The organism is Armatimonadota bacterium, from assembly GCA_020354555.1.
GTDB lineage: Bacteria > Armatimonadota > Hebobacteria.
The window spans coordinates 24502-43386 of the sequence record CP070648.1 but is presented as its reverse complement, the minus strand read 5'-3'; the positions used below and the strand labels follow the sequence as shown (position 1 = coordinate 43386).

Below are 18885 nucleotides of genomic sequence, written 5' to 3'. Positions count from 1 at the left end.
GAGACCAACGCGGAGTTCCGCACACAGGCCGCGCATCTTACGAACGTACGGCCCCCGGCGAACCGACTCCCCGATGCTGCGGTACTTCGCGCGCGTTAGGCCCTTTTCCTGAACGATATATCCCTCCAGGAAACCCTCGGGCGCGCACACCAGCTCCGCCCCGGCGGCAGCCGCGTCGCGCACCATGCGCTCGGCTTTTGCCCAGTTGGCTTCTTTGTCCCACGGCTCGCTTTTCAGCGCAAGCCCGGCAACTCGCAGCACAGCTTCACCTCTCTGCTCGCAGGGCGGTCAACAATCAACCGCGCCGCCGTGGCGGGTGCGTGCGTCGCACCAGGGCACATGACGGCGCATGAGCCGTGGCTTATTCCGGTGCAACCGGGGAACGATTTCCAGGTGCAGCGCGTGCGCCCCTGCCGACGCAGACGTTTGCAGGAAGCGGCGCCCAGAGCAGGCGTGGGTTGAGCCGGCGCCATCAGAACGGGTGTCGGAGGAAGATGCCCTCTTTGAAGTACGGTCGCAGATCGCCCTCACGCGCGGTATGCGCCAGGCGAGCCTCGAGACGTGCGCCGAAGACGCTCACCGGGATGAACATGATGACGTAGAGGAGAAGGAACGCGGCGACCAGGCGCAGCAGCGACAGGCGCATGGCGATGAGCCAGCGTCGCGCGAAGCCGGTGTCACCCGAGGGTCTCCGACGCAGGGCCCAGGCTTCTGTGAGCCCCGCGACCCCGAACAGCAGCGCGAGCAGGACGATCGCGGTGAACGTCGCCATCTGCTTCATGCTCAGGCCCTCGTGCAGTTTCGGCAACACCTGCGTCATGTAGAAGACGAGGAACGGGAGGCCGATACACAGCACCGCGACCGGCACAACGACGAGCACGATGCGCACGACGGACGCGGTCGGGCTGGTAGCCGTATCGAGATCATCCAAGGTCGTTTGCGGTCCGGCAAGGCGTCTTACCACCCTCGTGGTGAGCGCTGTGAGACCGGCAGCGGCGGCGCATACGAGCAGAGCGACGAGCATCCACAGCTGGCCGCCCCACGCGAGGCCGAACCATTTCCTCGACTCGTGGTCTTCCCATTCGCCCCAATCGAACTGGAGGCGCCGCGCTACCTGCTCATCGCGAGCGGTGATGAGCAACACCCGCTCGGCCGCGCGCGGCGTACCGTAACGTTGAAGGTACGCATACATCTGCGTGAAGCCGGCGAGGCGTCGGATGTCGCGCCCTACGCTGTGCATCCCCCGGGGTTCCCGCATCTCGACGGTGTCAGCGATGGGGGCGACAACGAATGACGATATCCGCGCCGCGGCACTCGCTTCCCTCGCAAGAGAAGCATCTCGCAGAATAACCGGCTCCATTCGATAGACGGCCTCGTACCAGCGGGCAGCGAGAGCATGATCGCCCGCCCGCTGCGCGCTGAACCCGATTCCTGCAGCCGTACGGGCGACAGTCTGTGTGACGAAATCGGGATAGTAGATGAACGCCGCGCTCGACCTGAGACGCGCCCACACTCGCGCTTCGCCGGAAAGACGGAGGGCCTCGAACCTGATTGGCCTGACGTCTTGCTCATGGGGGTCCCAGCTGGGCAGGCGGCCGGCGCGCTCCAGCATGGCGAGGGCGTCAGCGTCACGCCGCTGGGCAAGGTACGCAGCGGCGATAAGCTGCGGGTACAACGCGTTGTCGGGCTCTTCTTTCCAGGCCGCCGAGGCATGCCGAATCGTCCGCTCCGCCATCAGCAGATTAGGCGGCTCTTCCCGCGACGGCCTAGTATGCCTGTAGCCAAGGTGCATCTCAGGCCGATGCAGGTGCATGAAGCACGCGCAGAGCGTAGCGATCTTACATCGGATCGCGATGCGCGCATCTCGCGGCGCCCGCTCGAGGGATCGCTCGAGGATCCTGATTACCTCCAACTCGTCACCCCGCTCCGGATAGCGCGCGCCTTCTATGATCTGCCACCGCCAGTCCTCGCGGAGGCGCGCGTCGGCAAGCGGCGGGCCGGGCAGCCGTGCGAGATCCAGGTCGGGGAGATCGGGAAGGTATCTGCTATCCCCCTTGAGGACTGTGTTGAGCACGCGGATTTGATCTCTGACTGTGAGGCGCAGCTCCCGCGACGCGGCGAGCAGCACGACCAGCGCCAACGCCGTTGCGCCGAGCACGATGAGCAGTCTGCGTGGGACAGGCATCTTATGGCTCCTGCGGCCAGATTGACTCCAGCCGTCGCTCCAGCACTTCGGGGGGAAGACGTGGCATCTCGGCAGCATCCCATCGGGCCGTGTCGGCCGCGTACCACGGGCTTCCGCCGACTGCCATAGCGCCGGCATCCTCCGGCTCAGCGACGAGGACAACGTGCACGCCCCCCCAGAGGATGAGAGCGGACAGGACCAACGTCGCCACCGCCGTCGCCGCGATCTGCCGCGTGGGCGTGCAGATCAGCCGGTCGAGGGCGTCCGCGAGCCGCGTCAGCGGCCCCGCTGTGACGCGCGACATCACTGCCGCGTCAAATCCTGGCGGCGTCCCGATGCCGGGGTGCGCCGCGAGTCGCCGCTGCGCCGCGCCCACTTCGGCCAACCATGCTTTGCACGCGTCGCAGCTCTCCGCGTGAGCGCGCACCGCCGCGCCCTCTTCATCGGGCAGTGCTTCATCCAGCAGCGCAGACAGTGCTTCGCGCATCTGCTCGCATGCTTCCTTCATCATGCTTCCTCGCTCAACATCTCCCGCAACTTCTCCCGCGCCGCAGCAAGGCGCGAGCGGACCGTGCCCACCGGGATGTCTAGTATGCCGGCGATTTCCTCATACGACGCTCCGTGCAGCTCACGCAGCACGAGGGCCGCGCGCAGCGGTGGGGACAGATTCGCAATCGCTGCTTTCACCAGAAGTCCGTCGTCCGCCGGCCGTCCGCCGGCCAGTGTCGGCGACAGCGTCACCTCGGGCTTGCGCCTGGACAGTCGGTTGAGGCACTCGTTGATGGTTATCCGCTTGAGCCACGTCGCAAACAGCGCGTCGCCCCGGAACCGCTTCAGACCGGCAAATGCGCGCACCAACGCTTCCTGTGCCGCATCCTGAGCCTCATCCGGCCTGCCGAGCATCTGGTAGGCCAGGTTGAGCACCCGCGCGCGGTGGCGCTCGAGCAGCACGTCGAACGCGCGGCGATCCCCTCGCCGGCAACGCGCAAGCAGGCCCGCATCCGGATCGGCCGGGCCCACGCGACGAGTGCCCACGGCTTCTTCGCGAGCCGCTGCGACGGTCAATGCGATCGCCCTTCTCCCATCAACCATTGACACGGTCCGTGCCCAATAAGTTCGGTGCGCTCAGCCGCATTCCCCGCCTCAAGCAGCGCCCGGTGTCGCCCTGCGGGATTCGCCTGCCCGCGATGTGCAGGAAGCCTACCCCGCGGCGCAGAAGAACACCTCCAATTGCAGCGCCACACGCCTATGTCCAGTTCCCGAGGTCGCCAGAAGAGAATACCGCCCCCGCGCAAGCGTCGCTCCTGGTTCTCCCGCCTATCGCCCGAAACGCGCGTCGTCGGGCTGGTGGCCGTCATCATGGCCATTGTGGGCCTTATCGTGTTGTGGCCGCGCGCGGAGGAGAAGGCGCCGGAAGCGCTAACCGTCGTCGTCCCCGCCGACAAGTCCCTGCGCCTGGCGATTCGCGAGGGAGCCCGCCCGTTCCTCAAGGCCCACGAAGACGTGGACCTCGTGCTCGTCGCGGCGGATGACGAGAAGATGCATGCCTACGAAGCGATGTGGCGCAAGGGCGAGTCAGGGGTGGACCTGCTGATCGGGGCCGAGGAATACCTCGCACGCTGGTCGCGCGAGGAGATGATTGAGCCGTGGGACACGTTCCTGACGCAGCGCAACATACGCCTGTCAAGCGCCTCACTCGACGCCGGGCGCGTTGAGGACACGCAGCAGATGCTGCCCGTGGCCCTGGAGTTGAGTGCGCTGAGGGTCTTCTCGCAGAGCGCGGTCGCGCAGCCCGCAACGCTCGCCGACCTTGCCGCCCTGGCGGCGCAGCTCAGCGCCTCGGGCGAGCCGGCGCTCGCCGCAGATTGGACCGGGCAGTGGGCCGAGGCGACCCTCCTCGCCACAGCACTCGCCGCGAGCGGCACCAGCCAGAATGTGGGAATGCTCACGGCGCGCGCGGAGGATGCGCTGGCGTGGTGGCGGAGAGGCATCGCCGAGGGCTGGGCGCGCGCGCCCGGGGCGAACGAGTCTGCCCCGCCGCTGCTATGGGCCAATCAGCGGACGTGGTTCGAGGAGCGCGGCGAAGCCAACGCCCAACTCATGCTGCCACCCGCGGCAGCGGACAACGGGACGATCTGCGTGGTCTACGGCGTCGTGCTACCCAAGAAGGCGAAGCGCAAGGATGCGGCGCGGCAGTTCTCCGAGAAGGTCCTGGTGTCCGAGGATTTTCAGATCGCCATGGCGCAGCGCACCGGGCTGCTGCCCGCGCTGGTCAGCGCGTGGCCGGAGCTGAAGGGAGCGGAATGGGAAGCGTTGATCGGCGCAGCGGCGCGTTCCATGCCGCTGCCGCCTGAGCTGCGCGCGCGCGACACAGTCCTGCGGTTCGCACAAGCAGCGACTCGATGCCTGAACGGCGAACTGACCCCGGCAGCCGCGGCCGAGGAGATCGCTGCGCTGGCCTCTAATGCCGAAGCGCACGAATGACCACAGCCAGGCCCGGCGCGTCGGCGCTCCCCGGTGGAGCGGCTGGGGAGAGCCCATGTGCCTCGGCGGAGCTTGTCCCGGCCGGGCGCCTGGTGGCCCCGTGTAGTATAATAGGAAGGCGGGGATACGCGTCAGGCCGTAGCAGCATACCGGAGCGGCATCCCCGGTGCCGCATCGGCCGCGAGGATGCCGAATGACGGGACGCGTGCGTTCGCGCTGCGTCTCGAAAGGAAGCGATCCGTGAAGAGGATTTACATCGGCTGGCTCGTCGTGCTTGCGATAGTGTCCGTCAGTCTGCTGGCGGTGAAGCTCACGCCGCAGTGGCGGCGTGCGTCGACCCCGGAGCAGCAGATGGCCGCGCGGGCCGAGCAGTTGGCGCAACAGGGGCCGCCCCCTGAGCCGGGCCAGGGCAAGGTCACAGGCAATTTGCCGCGCGCGATGCGGCTCGATATGCCCATACTCGCCTTTTTCAACCGCCACATGCATGAGCACGTTGGCGGCCCGGAGCAGATGAAGCGCCAGGAGGAAGAGATGGCGCAGCACGAGATGTTTGCCGAGTTAGCCGCAGAGTATGCGGGCGTGATGGCGGTCATGGAGCTGACACAGGAGGCCGCACCCGCCTCGGTTGTCCGGCGAAACATCGAGTCTTTCCCAACGGTGCTCATCTACGGCGCGGAACGTCGGGACTTGCCGCCGCGGGGTGAGGCGGCGAGCCGCCCGGGTGATATGATCGTGCGCGGCGCCGCTCATCCCGAGCTGTCGCGCTACGAGGGGAACGCCACCGAAGAGCAGATCCGCGCGAAGTTGGCCGAGTTAAACATCAAACCGCGCGCCCGCGAACCTGGGGCCTCAGCTCGCGGTTGATCCACGCTGCCTGCCGACGCGGCAGGATGCCCGCCGTTGACCGTCACTCCCCACTGCGCCGCACGGCGTAGTTCAGCCGGCCCTCGGCTTCGACGGCCACTGCGCGCCCCTGCCAGTCCGGATCGTCGGATCTGAGCCATGCGCGCAACTTCACGTCCACCACGCCGCGCGCCGCCAGCGGAAAGCCATCCTGCAGGGGGATCGCCATCGAACCCGATGCCTTACCCCCGGCGTGCTCTAATTCGACGCTGACCTCAAGCGGCGCCGCACCCGACGGCACGGTCAGCGGCATCCGGAACGCGGCCCGTCCCGGAACCGGCGAGAACTCGCCGCTGAACTCCACGGTGGCCGAGCCTGCCGTCTCGTCAACCACCGCCAGCCGATGCGTAACTGAGGCGTCAATCAGCGGCGCGATGCTCGCGGCAGCCCCGGCACTCGGCAACACGAGAGCCCGCGTCCATTCCTCGCCTGGCGCGACGGGGACATCGGGCAGATCGCCAACTGCGACCAGAGCATCCCACAGGATCAACTGAAGGACGCGCACAGCCTCGACACCGGCGGAGGCGCCGGTATCTCCTGCCGTGGCGCTCGGCGGCTGCCAGCGCGGCACGCGATCCAGGCGTTCCGAGCTGAGCTGAACGTCGTTGACGGACACGGTCGCAGTCGCGCCGTTCTCGTCGCTCGTGAGCTTCAGGTCGAGACGGCTATTGAACGCCTGAACGAAAGCTTCAGCCGAGCGTAAGACAAAGGTCACAGACGCACGATCGGCCGCATCGCCTCCGAATTCCACGCTCAGACGAGCGGTGCCACCGGCGCGTATATCGGTCTCACCGACGTATGGATGGGCGACCTCAGCGCCCGGGGCGACGCGCAGACTCCCGGAGAGAGCGAACTCGGCGTCGTATTGAAGGGGCGTCTCCGGCGCCGGCCAGCGCAGCATCACCTTGTTTGCGCCGACTGCCGAGGACAGGAGCGACGCCGCCAGCACGAGACTCGCGAGCAGCCGCCCGATCATTGGCCGCCCTCCCCGGCCGGCGCCCCGAAGCCTGCTGCCGCAGCTTCGGCTTCAGCCCGTGAGCCGAGGACGCGCTCGCCGAGGATTCGCCACGGGTTGTCCCAGTAGATCTTGCGCAGCACCTGCTCCGGCAGTTCGAGGCCATGGAGCGGCACCTCGTAGTCCGCCCACCGCGAGGCGTGGATACGCCGACGGAACAGATGCAGGTCCTCGCTGACGCGCGAGCGCACGAAGGACTCGCCCTTGCCCTCATCGAGAATGATGTCGCTGCCCCACATGACGCGGTCCTGATAGTCCATGACGAAGCGGCGGAATTGCTGCGGATCCGCGTCAATCTGGCGCAAGTAACGCGAGACGCCGCCGCCCATGCTCAGGTCGGTATAGAGATTAGGGTGCCGGTCGAGCAACTCGCGGGCGGGACCGAGACGAGGCGCGTGCTTGCAGTAATGGGCGGCAATGAAGGTGACCTCCGGGAAATCGGCCACCAGACGCTCGAACTGCTCCTGCATCTCGGGGTATGCGGCCATGCTGACGTGTATCAGCACCGGCAGGCCCGCGTCGCGGCATACCGCCATGAGTTCGTGCATCAGCGCGCTGTCGAGCGGCGCATCGTAGAAGTCGGGGTGGCCGCCGATGAGCTTGAGGCCTTTGGCCCCGTCCGCGATCGCTTGCCTCAGGATGCGCGGCGCCTCGGGGTCGGACTCGTCCACTGTGGCGAAGGCGACAATGCGGTCGGGGTGCCGCCGCTGGATATCGAGAAGCGCGGCCATGTGCTCGCGGTACTTGCCGTTGTCGGGAGGGCTTCCCGTGGGGACGAGGATCATCTTGCGGATGTTAAGCTCGTCCATGACCGCGAGCAGCGCGTCTATGTTGCCGCCGACGCGGTAGTGCTCGTGCATGCTGATCTTGGGCAAGGAATAGGGATACGCGGACTCATCGGCGCGGAGCGCCATGGCAGTGAAGCGATCGGCGACGTATCGCCCGTAATGGGCCAATGCCTCGCCCGGCGAGAAATGCGGCAGAGGGGCCTCCGCTTCAGTCGGCTCGGTCGCGGTCGCTGCCGACAGCGCGGGCGGCACCAGGAACAGCAAGATCGCTCCCGCTATCAACGACAGTTGAGGGGGGATTCGGGACCGCATATCACCACGAGGAGTAAGGCGTGCCGTTGGTACCGGTCACGTCGCAGTTCGAGTGCACCTCTCCCGTGGCGCTATTATACTGCCAGTCGCGGAGATCGGTAAAGGGGTCAAACGAGAGCAGCATGTCGCCCGTGCGCAGATACGGACCCTGATACGCCTCGAGGTCGAGTTCGCGGCCGGTGCCGTCGGTCACGGCGCTGACGTGGTCGCCGCTCCATGCCATGACGTCGTCGAGGCGCGGCGGGTAGCCGCCGCAGTCGGCGTAGAAACGCTCAATGGCGACCCGGAAGTTGCGCAAGTCGGCGCGCAGGGCGGTCTCGTTGGAGCGCCGCGCGGCAGCCAGTATCTGGGGGATCACGATCAGCGCAATGATGGCGATGACGATGATCAGAATAAGCAGCTCGATGAGCGTGAATCCCTGGTGCAGCCGTCGCCGCGGCTTCGCCCGGAACGCACGTTCCCCTCCTCGTCCTGGCGACGCAGTCATGCTGGAGTTCCTCATGGCTATCCCTGTCTATATACCAGAAAAAGGCCGATTATCACCCAAAGAGTTTCGCCTATTTCTGAGAAAGCCCGGACTCCTCTGGTAAAGGGCTCGCTGACCACGAGCGCCGGCCTGGCGCCACTTCCATCGTAAAGGGACCCCGTCAGGCATGCTTCCTCCGTCTGCCGGCCCGCGGGTACCGCACGCGCGCCATGACTGAACTTGGCGTGTGTTGGACAGACGGGAAAGCGGAACGACCGTGGCAGCAGGCGCCGCCGAACGCCGCGCGGCCGAGGGAGCACAGTGGCAATCCAGCCCCCCTGCCCAAGCGATGCTACGCCTCGCGAGGCCGCGACGGGGTTTTCAAACGTGCGTCCGGCCGGACGCACACGAGGGCCACGCCCGGCTGGCGACGCCCTGTCGAATCGCAGTTAGGATACTGCTTGGGCCCGGTCGCGCCGTTGGCGCGACCGGGCCGAATTGCGCATCCTCAGTGCTGGAAGGTGTAGTTAATACCGATCCACCAGTGGTCGCCGAACACGCCACCCTTGTAGGTCGGTCCCTTCGGATCAGGGGTGTAGGTGAGCCCGACGATGTGGTCGGTGCTGTCCCACAGGGCAACCGCGCCCACCTGGGGCGTGACCAGAGCCTGCACGCCGCCGAAGAGGCCGCTGCCGTTCATGTCGTTCGGATCCGTCGCCAGACCGAGTTCCTGACCCACGCCGAGGTGGAGCCGCCAGATCGGGCAGTCGGCAGGCGTGGGAGGGCCCGCCGGCGGGTTGAGCGTCTTCGCCGCGGCGACGAACGCGCCCGGCTCGAAGCCGTTGCCCGGCGGGAACATCTTGTTCAGGGTATCGCTCATGTCGCGCACGCCAACGACGACATCCGCCTCATCGCCGTTGCGCTCGCTCAGCACGAGCAGAGTGGCGTTCCAGATGGTCCGGCCGGGCCCGCCGTCCGGGTCGGCGTAGATGGCGTCGATCTCGAGCCGATCCGTGACCCCGACATACATCGTCGTGAAGTACACGTGGTCGGGCCACCCGGGCGGATAATCGTAGCCAATGTAGTACTGGGCCAGGTCCACGTCGCCGGCACCGACCTGGTTTGCGGTGGGCATGGTCACGATGTCGCCCGCCATGACGGCGCCCGCCCATAGCGCCAGAGCCGCCACCGCTAGAATGACTGCTGCAGTCCTTTTCATCACTCCACCCTCCCTTGTTGTGCTCGTCGCCCGTTGAGGTCGCGCAGGCGACTAGTCGTGTGCTCTTCCACGCCTGGCAACTGCCTACCTGCCGGCTCCCGGGCCCGAATCTCAGTATTTGCGCGCGCGAGTCGAGCGCTCGCGAGATGAGCACACACGCCGTGCGTGCGCGGCGCCGCTGCGGTTGCAGCAGGACGGCGACGACCCGACGGCAAAGACCATACCGCCATGATACTCACCGTCACGCTCAATCCATGCGTGGATAAGGCGATTGCGCTCGACAGCCTGGCGCTCGGCGCCTTCAATACCGGCGTCGAGGCGCACGACGTCGCCGGGGGGAAAGCGACCAATGTCGCGCGCATGGCAAAGCATCTCGGCGCGCCGGTCAAGTCGCTCGTCCTTCTCGGCGGGGAATCGGGCAAACTCATCGAACGGCTGATCCGAACCCACGACGGGATCGAGCCAGTTGTCGTCTGGACCGCAGCGCCCACGCGCAGCATCGTGACCGTTTACGAGCGCGACCGCAAGCGCGCGACTGCTTACGTCGAGCCCAACCCACGCATCACGGAGGCCGAAGCTGCCGAGCTTATGGAGCAGTACGCCGCCGCGCTCGAGGATATTGAGATCGTCTGCTTCGGCGGCAGCGTGCCCGATCGCATCCTGGATGACGCCTATCGCCGGATGATACTCGAAGCGAAGCAACGCGGCATTCGCACCATTCTCGATTCGCGCGGCGAGGCGCTGCGCCTCGGCGTGGAGGCGACGCCGTTCATGGTCAAGCCCAACGTCGTGGAGACCGAGCAACTGCTCGGGCGATCTCTGGCGGGCGACGATGACCGGTGGCAGGCGATCGGCTGCTACCGCGAACTCGGCATCGAGCTAGTCGCCCTGTCACTGGGCAAGGCGGGCGCGCTGGTTGACTGGAACGGACGGCGCTGGCATGCGCAGCCGCCGCAGGTGGAAGAGGTGAACCCCGTCGGCTCGGGAGATTGCCTGGTCGCCGGGTTCGCCTGCGGCCTGCTGTGGGGCTGGGAGGCGGAGCGAACCATCAGGCTCGCGATTGCCGCGGGGGCGGCCAATGCCGCGGTCTGGGATGCCGCGAGCCCCTCACGGGCGGAGGTAGAGGCCCTCATTCCGGGGGTCACGCTGCGAGAGCCTTAGGTCGCAACCCGAGTCCGCGACGCTTGGTTCATCTGTCGCGGCGAGTGCGGCGCGGGGGACATCGGCCTATTCCCACTGAATCGCGGTGAGGCCCTCCAGGGACATCAGATGCAGGGTGATCTGCTCGGTCGTGACGCCAGGGGGCAGGCGCACGATGATGCGCATATCCTGGAGGCCTTCCTCGACGCTCGGGACGACCTCGACCGACTGGATCCGCGCGCCGACGCCGTCGAGGATCTCTTTCGCCTGGGGCAGGAAGCGCCGCACCTGCGGAGCGCGGAGCATGGCGAGGCGATACTGCCGCTTGGTGACGATGATCTTCTCGACGCGCCCGAGCATGGTCAGGGTGAGCAGCACCACGGCCGCCGCCAGCACCGCGACGACAAGGTACATCTCCCCGCGACCGATGCACAGGCCGATCGCCGCGACGGTCCAGAGGCTTGCGGCGGTGGTCAGTCCCCGCACCACGCTGCCGTGACGCAGGATCGTGCCCGCGCCGAGGAAACCCATGCCGCTCGCCACCTGCGCGGCGATACGCCCCGGATCGGCGCGGGGACCCCAGAAAGACGCCGATACCAGCATGTACACGGTTGAACCGACGCAGACCAAGACATGCGTCCTGAATCCCGCCGGGCGGTCGAGCGTTTCGCGCTCCCATCCGACGGCGCCGCCCAGAATCACCGCCAGGACGAGCTTCAGCAGCACGTATCCGACGCCCAGGACATCAGTCGGCATCTGAGGTGTCATGTGATGTCATCCGTCGCCTGCGAGTTGCTCCGTCACCCACGCCACCACGTCATTCGCCTGCATGAATTCGGACCCCTTCAGCCCGCGCCGCCGCACTTCCGCCAACCCCTCCCCCGCCCGCTTGCCGGCGACGACCTGGAGAGGGATCCCGATCAGATCCATGTCCTTGAATTTGACGCCCGGGCTTTCCGGCCGGTCGTCGAGTACGACCTCGACGCCCGCGTCGCTCAACCCCTGATAGACCCGTTCGCCCAACTCGATCTGCGGCTGTTCCTTCATGGTGACGATTGTCACGGCGCAGTGGTAGGGCGCGATGGCAAGCGGCCAGATGATGCCGTTGTCGTCGTGGCCCTGCTCGACCGCGGCGGCGATGATGCGGCTCACCCCGATGCCGTAGCAGCCCATGATGATGAGGCGAGACGAGCCGTCCTCGTCGCGATAATGCCCGCCCAAGGCATCGCTGTAGAAGGTGCCGAGCTTGAAGATGTGACCCAGTTCGATTGCGCGATGCTCCTCGAGCGGCGCGCGGCAGTGCGGACACGGGTCGCCGCCGGTCACGAGCCGCAGGCTCGCCCATTGGCCAACCTCGAAATCGCGACCGGGGTTGACGTTGAGCAGGTGGGCGTCGTCCTCATTGGCGCCGGTGACGTAGTTCGCGCCGACACGCAGCTCGTGGTCGGCGACGATGCGAACATCCCTCAGGCCCATCGGCCCGGCGAAACCGACCGCCGCGCGCGTGACCTCTTGAACCAGCGCGGCATCGGCGATCTCGAGCTTGCTCGTCCCAAGCGTGTGCGCGAGCTTTTCCTCGTTCAGCTCGCGGTCGCCGCGCACGAGAGCGGCCACGGGCTTGCCATCGGCGCGGTAGATCAGGGTCTTGATGAGGCGGGAACTCTCGACGCCGAGGAAAGCGGTGACCTGCTCCACGGTCTTCATGCCCGGGGTGGCGACTTTCTCGACCGGCTGCAACTGCTCGTCGGACGAGGATTGCGAGGGCACAGCATGCTGTGCCCCTACCGGGGCGTCGTCCGGCGGCGCGTATTCCGCCATGTCGCCGCTGGCGGCGTAGCCGCACGCCGGGCACGTGAACACGGAGTCCTCGCCGCTCGGGGCGAGCATCATGAATTCTTTCGCCTCGGTGCCGCCCATCGCGGCCGCCGCCGCCTCGACCTTCGTGAACTCCAGCCCGCAGCGGCGGAAGATGCGCTCGTAGGCCACCTCCATGCGGTCGTACACCGCGTTCATGCCCGCTTCGTCGCGATCGAAGCTGTAGGCGTCCTTCATGATGAATTCGCGCGCGCGGATGAGGCCTCCGCGGGGGCGCGGCTCGTCGCGAAACTTGGTCTGAATCTGGTACAGCACCACCGGCAGGTCGCGGTAGGAACTGACCTCCTGGCGGACGGTTTCGGTGATGACCTCCTCGTGGGTCGGCCCGAGGATGAACGAGCGCTCGCCGCGATCGGTGAAGCGCATGAGGTCTTCGCGTGACGCGCGGCCGGTCTGCGCCCACAACTCCTCGGGGTGCAGCGCGGGCAGGAGCAGCTCCTGCGCGCCCGTCGCGTCCATCTCTTCGCGCACGATGGCCTCGACCTTGCGCAGAACGCGCCAGCCGAGGGGCAGGTACGTGTACACGCCGGCGACCAGCTTGCGTATGAACCCGCCGCGGAGAAGCAAGCGGTGGCTCGGCAGCTCGGCTTCGGCCGGCACCTCTCTCAGGGTTGGAAAGAACAACTCCGACGCGCGCAAAGAAGGACCTCCCGTAAGGGCTGTGCGCGCCGACCCCTGTGAGGGCACATCGCCATGCGCCCGCAAGGCGCGCGCCGCCTATCATAGCACACATGCCGCAGGCGGGCAACGCGCGCACGGCTTAGGGCGGTAGTCCGCGAGTCACTTGCAGCATCTTCGCATCAGCGCCGGAATCGGCAGACAGCCTTCGAATCCCGCCGTCGGGCCCGATCGCTCCTGGAGCGATGTTACAGCTTCACCTATGGCGGCCAGGGATCAACTCCTATCGGCGGCCCGTTTGGGTCACCTTTCTGCCATTTCACGCGGCCGTCACCATACGCAATGTTGTAGCCCCCGAAGTGCCACATGTGTCGGCCGCGCGTCACTGCATCGAACGCCATCTCGTTCTCCACGTCCTCCAATATGTAGATAGCGTTAAAGGTAACCGCATAACTCATTCTTGCGTGGTACACCCATGGCGTTCCGCTAACCAGGTTCTTGCCCGCCCAGGGATCGGAGGGGCAAAACCACACCCCTTTGCTGGGGATATAGGGCGCAAGGGCTTCGACGACGCCCGGCCGGGAGGACGGATAGAACTCGTATCCCCACTCCGACGCCCCGAACCAGCCCTTTCCCCCATGATCCTCCGCATACATCGCCAGCGCCGTTACAATCTGGTGAAGGTTGGAGGCGCAGGCCGACTGCCTCGCTTTGCCGCGAGCCCGGTTCACCGCCGCCAAGATCAGTGCCGCCAGGGTCAGCACAACTACGATACACACGGCTAACTCGATAACCGTGAACCCGTCAGGCGGCAGCGCCGCGCGCGCCGCCTTTCGCCTCGCCTCAACCGAACGCATCGCTGTCTCGTGGCCTGTAATCGTCGTCAACTCCTTTTCAATATCCAGGGGAGGGGAAGGCCGTGCAAGTGGTTGGCCACGAGGCTCCCGTCGCTTGTCCTGATCCGTACGATCTGGAATACCGCTCCCAACTCCCGCCTCTCCATATAGCGGAGTCCGTGCAGTCTGAGAGTCGGGCCGCGGGGCGTGTAGATCTCGATGTTGCGTTGCTGTGCGGCCGACAGCGCGTTGACGGATAGCTCCTTGCCCCGCGCGAGAGCCTCGATTTGCCCATCGGTCAACGACGCAGTGAAGTTGACCATCTCCTGGTACTCCTTGGCCACGTACGTGCGGGCGCATTCACGCGCGGCGTACAACTGCGGGCCGTATTGCTTGGCTAAGGCTTCCGCGGCGGCCTCGCCCCGCGCCTGCTGTACCTTCCAGACGGATGCGTAGGTTGCGCCTCCAACGACAATCAGAACTGCTCCCGCCCACCACCAGCGGCGCACAAAGACCGCAGCTTTCGAGGGGGCTCGCCGGTGCGCGTAACCCGAGCCGAGTTTGGGTCCCGACCTCGTCATGGTGATGATGTTTTCTCCTTGACCTCGATATGCGTCTGCGCGCGCGCCAGGACGCCTCTTTCGTCCAACGCGACCGCCCACAGGACGTAGCGCCCAAGCGGCGCGTCGTTGTCTAGCCGCTCGTCGCCCGCGTACCACAGGGCCTGTGGCCAGTTGTCGGCTGCCTCGGATTCCGAGATTAGCGCCCGGGAGCCAAAGCCGGAATCGTAGATTGTCACAGCGGCGAGCGGCCAGCGGGCGCGGACGGCATCTCGGCCCCGGCGCGACTCATGACGGCGGCCACGGCTCAGGCGCCAATGGGACGGCGTTGGGATCCAGGCTTCGTCGCCACTGCACTCGCCCGTCCCCGTACAGTTCGTTGAAGCCGCCCAAGTGCCAGAGTGACCCACGCCCCGCGAACAGTGCATCCCTCGCCACCGGCTCGTTCGGCCACTCCAGCAGTTTGTCAGCTGACCAAGCGATGACGTAGCTTGTTCGCCAGTGTGGCACAAACGGCGCCCCCGTTCGAATCCACTTGCCGGCCCAGCGGTCCGAGGGGCAGAACCATATGTTGTCGTTGCGGACATATGGCGCCAGGGCGTCCACAACCGCTCCCGGCTCGGGCTGCCAAGAGTCCCAGAGCCATGCGCGTCCATCATGGTCTTCAGCATACATCCGCAGGGCGACACCGACCTGGTGCAGATTCGAAGCGCACACGGACTGGCGCGCCTTGCCGCGAGCGCGGTTCATGACGACCAGAACAATGCCCGCAAGCATGATGACGATTACGAGGACGACCATGATTTCCGCCAGCGTGAAACCTCGCGTTTGCCACCCGCAGACGGGATACGCACGCTCGGGAGGAGTGCCTGGCGCCGGCCGCGTGTCGGATTTCCGAATCATGGCGATGCCCCCGTCCAGTCGGCCGGTATGGTGAATCGTCCGGTACCACGCTTTCCGTCGGCTAACCGGATGCGTTGTATGACAAACGTCGGGCCAGGCGGATTGTCGCTGATTAAGTAACGCACCGAGTCAACTTCCATGTCCGCGATGTCCCCGATCACCCGACCATCGGGGAGCGTGTGCGACGCCTTGATGTGCCGCAGCAAGATCTGTCGCTGCTCCAAGGTGAGCGCACTGCCCATGAGCGTCCTCCCAGCCGCCAGATCCAGTATCTGTTCGTCGGTGAGGGACGCAATGAACGCCCCCGCCTCCTCGTTTGCCTGTGGCTTACGTTCGCGGACGTACCTTCGAGCCGCGAACAGCGGGGGCGCAGCTCGCTCACTCTCGGCCGCTGCGGCGGCCTGCGCCTGCCGGGTGCGCCAGGTGTAAACGGTCATAGCGCTGCAGCCGATAGTCGCCGCGAGAACAGGCAGTACCCACCACCACCGTCGCAGGAACATCGCCACTTTGGATGGTGGACGCCAGCGCGCGTAGCCGGCGCCGACTCTCGGTCCCGTCGTTGTCACGACAAGGTCTCCACGGATTGCACTTCTACGTGGGTCTGCGCGTGCCCGGGATTCCTCTTCTCACTCGGAATCGCAGTTTCGGTGGAGGTGGCGCAGACATCGTCGGATGCTTCGGCCTGCGATGGACGCGCGGGCGAAGGCGGGAACAGCAGGGATTCGAGTTCGGAGAGGGCATGCGCGGCGGCGTCGGAGGGCGCCGGTGTGGAACCGGGTTTCCGCTCCTTCTTACCCTCACCCGGCCCGCGATAGCCGGGCCGTCCTCTCCCCTTCGACAGGCTCAGGGCAGGCTCTGAAAGGGAGAGGGATTGCGTGGTCAGGTGGTCGGCGAGGGCGGGCGGAATGGCGACGAGGCGGCTGGTGGGGATGTGCAGGAGAAGAGCGCTGCGAGGTGAAGAGGCGGAGCGATGCCCTTTGACCCTCTCCTCGCTCCTCTCCCTGGCAGGGAGAGGAATCCTCAAGACGTGGCAATCACACGCACGCAACTGCGGCGCGCGCGCAGCGCCGTGTTCCTGACTCGACGTCTTCCGCGGAGCGCCACCGGGCGCGGTGACACTCCTACGCGACCTGGCGTTCTTCTTCGGCACCTGCCCACCCCTCGGGCTGCCCGGCGCACTTCTCTGCGCGCGGGCCACGAGTTGATGCCGTAACCGTCGAGAAGTGTACTACCCCCCTTATCAAGACTTTCGAAGGCCTTCATCCGATGTCCTTCCGGCGGGCCGGATGATGCACGGGGCCGGGCGGGTCACCGGCGAATGCGGGCTGCCGCGTTGGGCAGGGCGACGCTGGCCGGCAGCGTCGAACGCACCTCGTATTCGCCGACGCGCGTGCGGGTGATGCTGACGACGGCGGGGATGCGCACGACATCGCCGACCTTAAGGTCGCAGACGTGGAACATGGCCCGTCCGTCGCCGTCGGCATCAGCCATCGCTGCGCCAAGCGGCCGGCGGTTCCCGACGGTGAACGTGCCGCCCTCATGCGCGGTGATGGGAAACGCCTCCGTCTTCGCTTCGTTGAGCAGCGCCATGCCGGGCATGGAGAGCGCCTTGAACTTGCCGCCGTAGCCCCAGAGGCTAGTCGGAGTCGCCACCGTGCCTTGGCGCGCTCGGATCTCGCCGACGACGCCGATGCCGATGACCGGCGACACGTCGCCGAAGCCAAGCATCGCCCAACCGCTCTCGCGGCGCACGGAGCGAACGGTGTAGTTCGTGCTGCGGTTGGCGTCGCCGATTATCACAACGCTGTTGACGAGGGCCGCGTGCGCCGGCAGCGGCCCGTCCAGAGCGATCTCGTTGCGATCGTAGTCTATCGCGGCAATGCGCCGGTCGATCGGGCCGCCGCACGTGATCTCAACTCCCTGGTGTGAGAGCGAACGCCCGTTGACCAGCACCGCGAAAAGCAGTCCGGCGTGGTCGAAGCTCACGGCCGCGAACTCGGCGTTGGCGCGCAGACCGCTCTCCAACTCGCACGGTCTCTCGCTGAGGGAACTCACGATTTCGTCGGTGCGTCGGCCGAGCTTTACGCGGAGGGCAACGACGTCCGCGGGCGCATCGCATTTCGTCACCCACAGGCGTTCGACTGAGTCGAGCAATGGCCGCCGGAGATACGGCTCGATGACCCCGGCGAACGCGCTGTTGAGATTCTCGCCCCGGTTGCGCGCGAGCAGGTACTTGATCTCCTTCGGGGCGTTCGGCTTCAACTCCGGCTCGCAGTCGGCGACCACAAGCTCCTGACACGCGCCGTCGAGCATCCACAGCCGCATGCCGTTACCGTCGGCTTGCTCCCACGCCGCCCGCCATGCGCCCTCCGGTTTGCCGTACCGCGCGTTGAAGAGATACTGGTAGCCGCTGCCCTGGTAGTCCTCGGGCTGCCCGCCGAAGGGCAAGTCGTCGCCCGCCACGGTGCCGGGGTGAGGATCGTCCAGCGCCACGCCGTCGAGCGACATTTCGCCGTCGGGCAGGCCGTGGAAGCTGTAATCGTGCTGGCTGCCGCCGCGCACGCGGAAGATGTCCACGAGGTAAGAGTCGCGCGGGCCGACGTCAATCATCGCCACCGCGCGGCGATACAGGGAGGCCGTGCCGGGATAGACGCGCTCGGCCGAGGCGTCCATCAGTTTCACCATCGGCGAATCGGCGAGGGCGTGCAACTTGCCGGCAGGCTTGCCATGATGGCCCTCTTCGTTCACGAGAACGACGTAATGGCTGGCCGTGCCCATCGTCCACTCGTAGGCCTTATCGCCCCAGTGGGCGGGGTAGCCCATTTCCATCATGTACGTGCGGTCGCGGGCGATATACTCGATGTTGAGGCGGTCCTTGTGGCCGTGCCACGCGCCCTGGGAGCCGTAGTACATCGCGGCGGCGCGGCGATTGTCGCCCTCCCCCGATTCCAGCACCGCCAGGCCGTAGCCGCCGAGGCTGCGTGTTTCCAGGCCGAGATCCGCGGCGTCGGCTTCGATGCGCTGCAGCTCCTCGTCGCTCGCGTCGGGATACAATTCCTTTGGGGCTGTGCCGAGCTGGATAAGAGCACGCGCGTGGCGCGGGTCGCGGTAGACGTCGAACGCGCGACGGAAGATGCCTGCGTTCCAGAGCTTCGCCTGCGGATTCGTCGTGCCGTTGATGTCGCCGATGCTCGGGACGTACTCCCCCGCGACGGTGATGTCAAGGTAGTAGTCCACCATCTTCTTGAGTTTGCCGAAGGTGAACGGAAAGCGGGGCTTGCGTATTGGAGACTTGCCTAGGGGGCCTAATCGGTAGGCGCCGGTCGCTCGCGAAGCATCTGATATAGTTCTATGAGAACCGTCCTTGCTTTGTGCGGTAGGGACGTGTCTGATTTCATCACTTCCAGACCGTCGGACAGGTCGATCTGGACCCCCATCAGCGACCACAGCGTCTGACCGGTGTACTCGGCGACCCGATGCAGGTCGGGAACGCTGATGCGTCGCGTCGCGTGAAGCCAGCCGCTGATCGCGGCCTCCGTTAGATGCAGATGGCGCGCGAGTTCCGCCGGTTTGCGCGGTGG

At 66.4% G+C, this 18885-nt stretch carries 20 protein-coding genes; 3 read left to right on the top strand and 17 right to left on the bottom strand.

Annotated features, from left to right (window positions below):
• The 4 genes from JSV65_00225 to JSV65_00210 all read right to left on the bottom strand — a co-directional run.
• The coding region (locus JSV65_00225; protein ID UCH34814.1) for a hypothetical protein at positions 1-261 on the bottom strand (261 nt) is incomplete at its 3' end.
• Positions 262-472: 211 nt separating this feature from the next.
• A complete protein-coding gene (locus JSV65_00220; protein ID UCH34813.1) occupies positions 473-2185 on the bottom strand; it encodes a hypothetical protein in 1713 nt (570 codons plus the stop codon).
• Between the two features lies 1 nt (position 2186).
• Positions 2187-2696, bottom strand: a complete 510-nt coding sequence (locus JSV65_00215; protein ID UCH34812.1) for a zf-HC2 domain-containing protein — start codon at positions 2694-2696, stop codon at positions 2187-2189.
• Complete coding sequence (locus tag JSV65_00210; GenBank protein ID UCH34811.1) at positions 2693-3250, bottom strand: sigma-70 family RNA polymerase sigma factor; 558 nt, start codon at positions 3248-3250, stop codon at positions 2693-2695. The genes JSV65_00215 and JSV65_00210 overlap by 4 nt, the downstream gene beginning before the upstream one ends.
• A gap of 183 nt (positions 3251-3433) precedes the next feature.
• Between JSV65_00210 and JSV65_00205 the strand changes: the two genes are divergently transcribed.
• Both JSV65_00205 and JSV65_00200 read left to right on the top strand, forming a co-directional pair.
• On the top strand, positions 3434-4669 hold the full coding sequence (locus JSV65_00205) for an extracellular solute-binding protein (GenBank protein ID UCH34810.1): 1236 nt from the start codon (positions 3434-3436) through the stop codon (positions 4667-4669).
• Positions 4670-4909: 240 nt separating this feature from the next.
• The gene (locus tag JSV65_00200) at positions 4910-5533 is read left to right on the top strand and encodes a hypothetical protein (GenBank protein UCH34809.1); all 624 of its coding nucleotides are present in this window, start codon (positions 4910-4912) and stop codon (positions 5531-5533) included.
• A 43-nt stretch (positions 5534-5576) separates the two neighbouring features.
• Here JSV65_00200 and JSV65_00195 read toward each other — a convergent pair whose 3' ends face one another.
• The 4 genes from JSV65_00195 to JSV65_00180 form a co-directional block, all read right to left on the bottom strand.
• Positions 5577-6548, bottom strand: coding sequence for a hypothetical protein (locus tag JSV65_00195; protein UCH34808.1), 972 nt, complete (start codon positions 6546-6548; stop codon positions 5577-5579).
• Positions 6545-7639, bottom strand: a complete 1095-nt coding sequence (locus JSV65_00190; GenBank protein UCH34807.1) for an amidohydrolase — start codon at positions 7637-7639, stop codon at positions 6545-6547. Before JSV65_00190 ends, JSV65_00195 begins: the two co-directional genes overlap by 4 nt.
• A gap of 49 nt (positions 7640-7688) precedes the next feature.
• Positions 7689-8174 (bottom strand): prepilin-type N-terminal cleavage/methylation domain-containing protein, encoded by a 486-nt coding sequence (locus JSV65_00185; protein UCH34806.1) that lies wholly within the window; start codon positions 8172-8174, stop codon positions 7689-7691.
• A 487-nt stretch (positions 8175-8661) separates the two neighbouring features.
• Complete coding sequence (locus JSV65_00180; GenBank protein ID UCH34805.1) at positions 8662-9372, bottom strand: hypothetical protein; 711 nt, start codon at positions 9370-9372, stop codon at positions 8662-8664.
• 228 nt (positions 9373-9600) lie between these two features.
• Between JSV65_00180 and JSV65_00175 the strand changes: the two genes are divergently transcribed.
• On the top strand, positions 9601-10533 hold the full coding sequence (locus JSV65_00175; GenBank protein ID UCH34804.1) for a hexose kinase: 933 nt from the start codon (positions 9601-9603) through the stop codon (positions 10531-10533).
• Between the two features lie 66 nt (positions 10534-10599).
• Here JSV65_00175 and JSV65_00170 read toward each other — a convergent pair whose 3' ends face one another.
• The 9 genes from JSV65_00170 to JSV65_00130 all read right to left on the bottom strand — a co-directional run.
• Entirely contained in the window at positions 10600-11253 is a 654-nt protein-coding gene (locus tag JSV65_00170) for an MgtC/SapB family protein (protein ID UCH36659.1), read from the bottom strand.
• 33 nt (positions 11254-11286) lie between these two features.
• Positions 11287-13026 carry a proline--tRNA ligase gene (locus JSV65_00165; GenBank protein ID UCH34803.1) on the bottom strand — a complete coding sequence of 580 codons (1740 nt, stop codon included), beginning with the start codon at positions 13024-13026 and terminating at the stop codon, positions 11287-11289.
• 239 nt (positions 13027-13265) lie between these two features.
• A complete protein-coding gene (locus JSV65_00160; protein ID UCH34802.1) occupies positions 13266-13862 on the bottom strand; it encodes a prepilin-type N-terminal cleavage/methylation domain-containing protein in 597 nt (198 codons plus the stop codon).
• Between the two features lie 26 nt (positions 13863-13888).
• On the bottom strand, positions 13889-14422 hold the full coding sequence (locus tag JSV65_00155; GenBank protein ID UCH34801.1) for a hypothetical protein: 534 nt from the start codon (positions 14420-14422) through the stop codon (positions 13889-13891).
• Entirely contained in the window at positions 14419-14640 is a 222-nt protein-coding gene (locus JSV65_00150) for a hypothetical protein (protein UCH34800.1), read from the bottom strand. Before JSV65_00150 ends, JSV65_00155 begins: the two co-directional genes overlap by 4 nt.
• Before the next feature lie 49 nt (positions 14641-14689).
• Entirely contained in the window at positions 14690-15304 is a 615-nt protein-coding gene (locus JSV65_00145; protein ID UCH34799.1) for a type II secretion system protein, read from the bottom strand.
• Positions 15301-15870, bottom strand: a complete 570-nt coding sequence (locus tag JSV65_00140) for a hypothetical protein (GenBank protein ID UCH34798.1) — start codon at positions 15868-15870, stop codon at positions 15301-15303. The genes JSV65_00145 and JSV65_00140 overlap by 4 nt, the downstream gene beginning before the upstream one ends.
• 742 nt (positions 15871-16612) lie before the next feature.
• Positions 16613-18544, bottom strand: a complete 1932-nt coding sequence (locus JSV65_00135; GenBank protein UCH34797.1) for a heparinase II/III family protein — start codon at positions 18542-18544, stop codon at positions 16613-16615.
• A 65-nt stretch (positions 18545-18609) separates the two neighbouring features.
• Positions 18610-18885 (bottom strand): helix-turn-helix transcriptional regulator (locus JSV65_00130; protein UCH34796.1); only part of this gene is annotated, 276 nt, incomplete at its 5' end.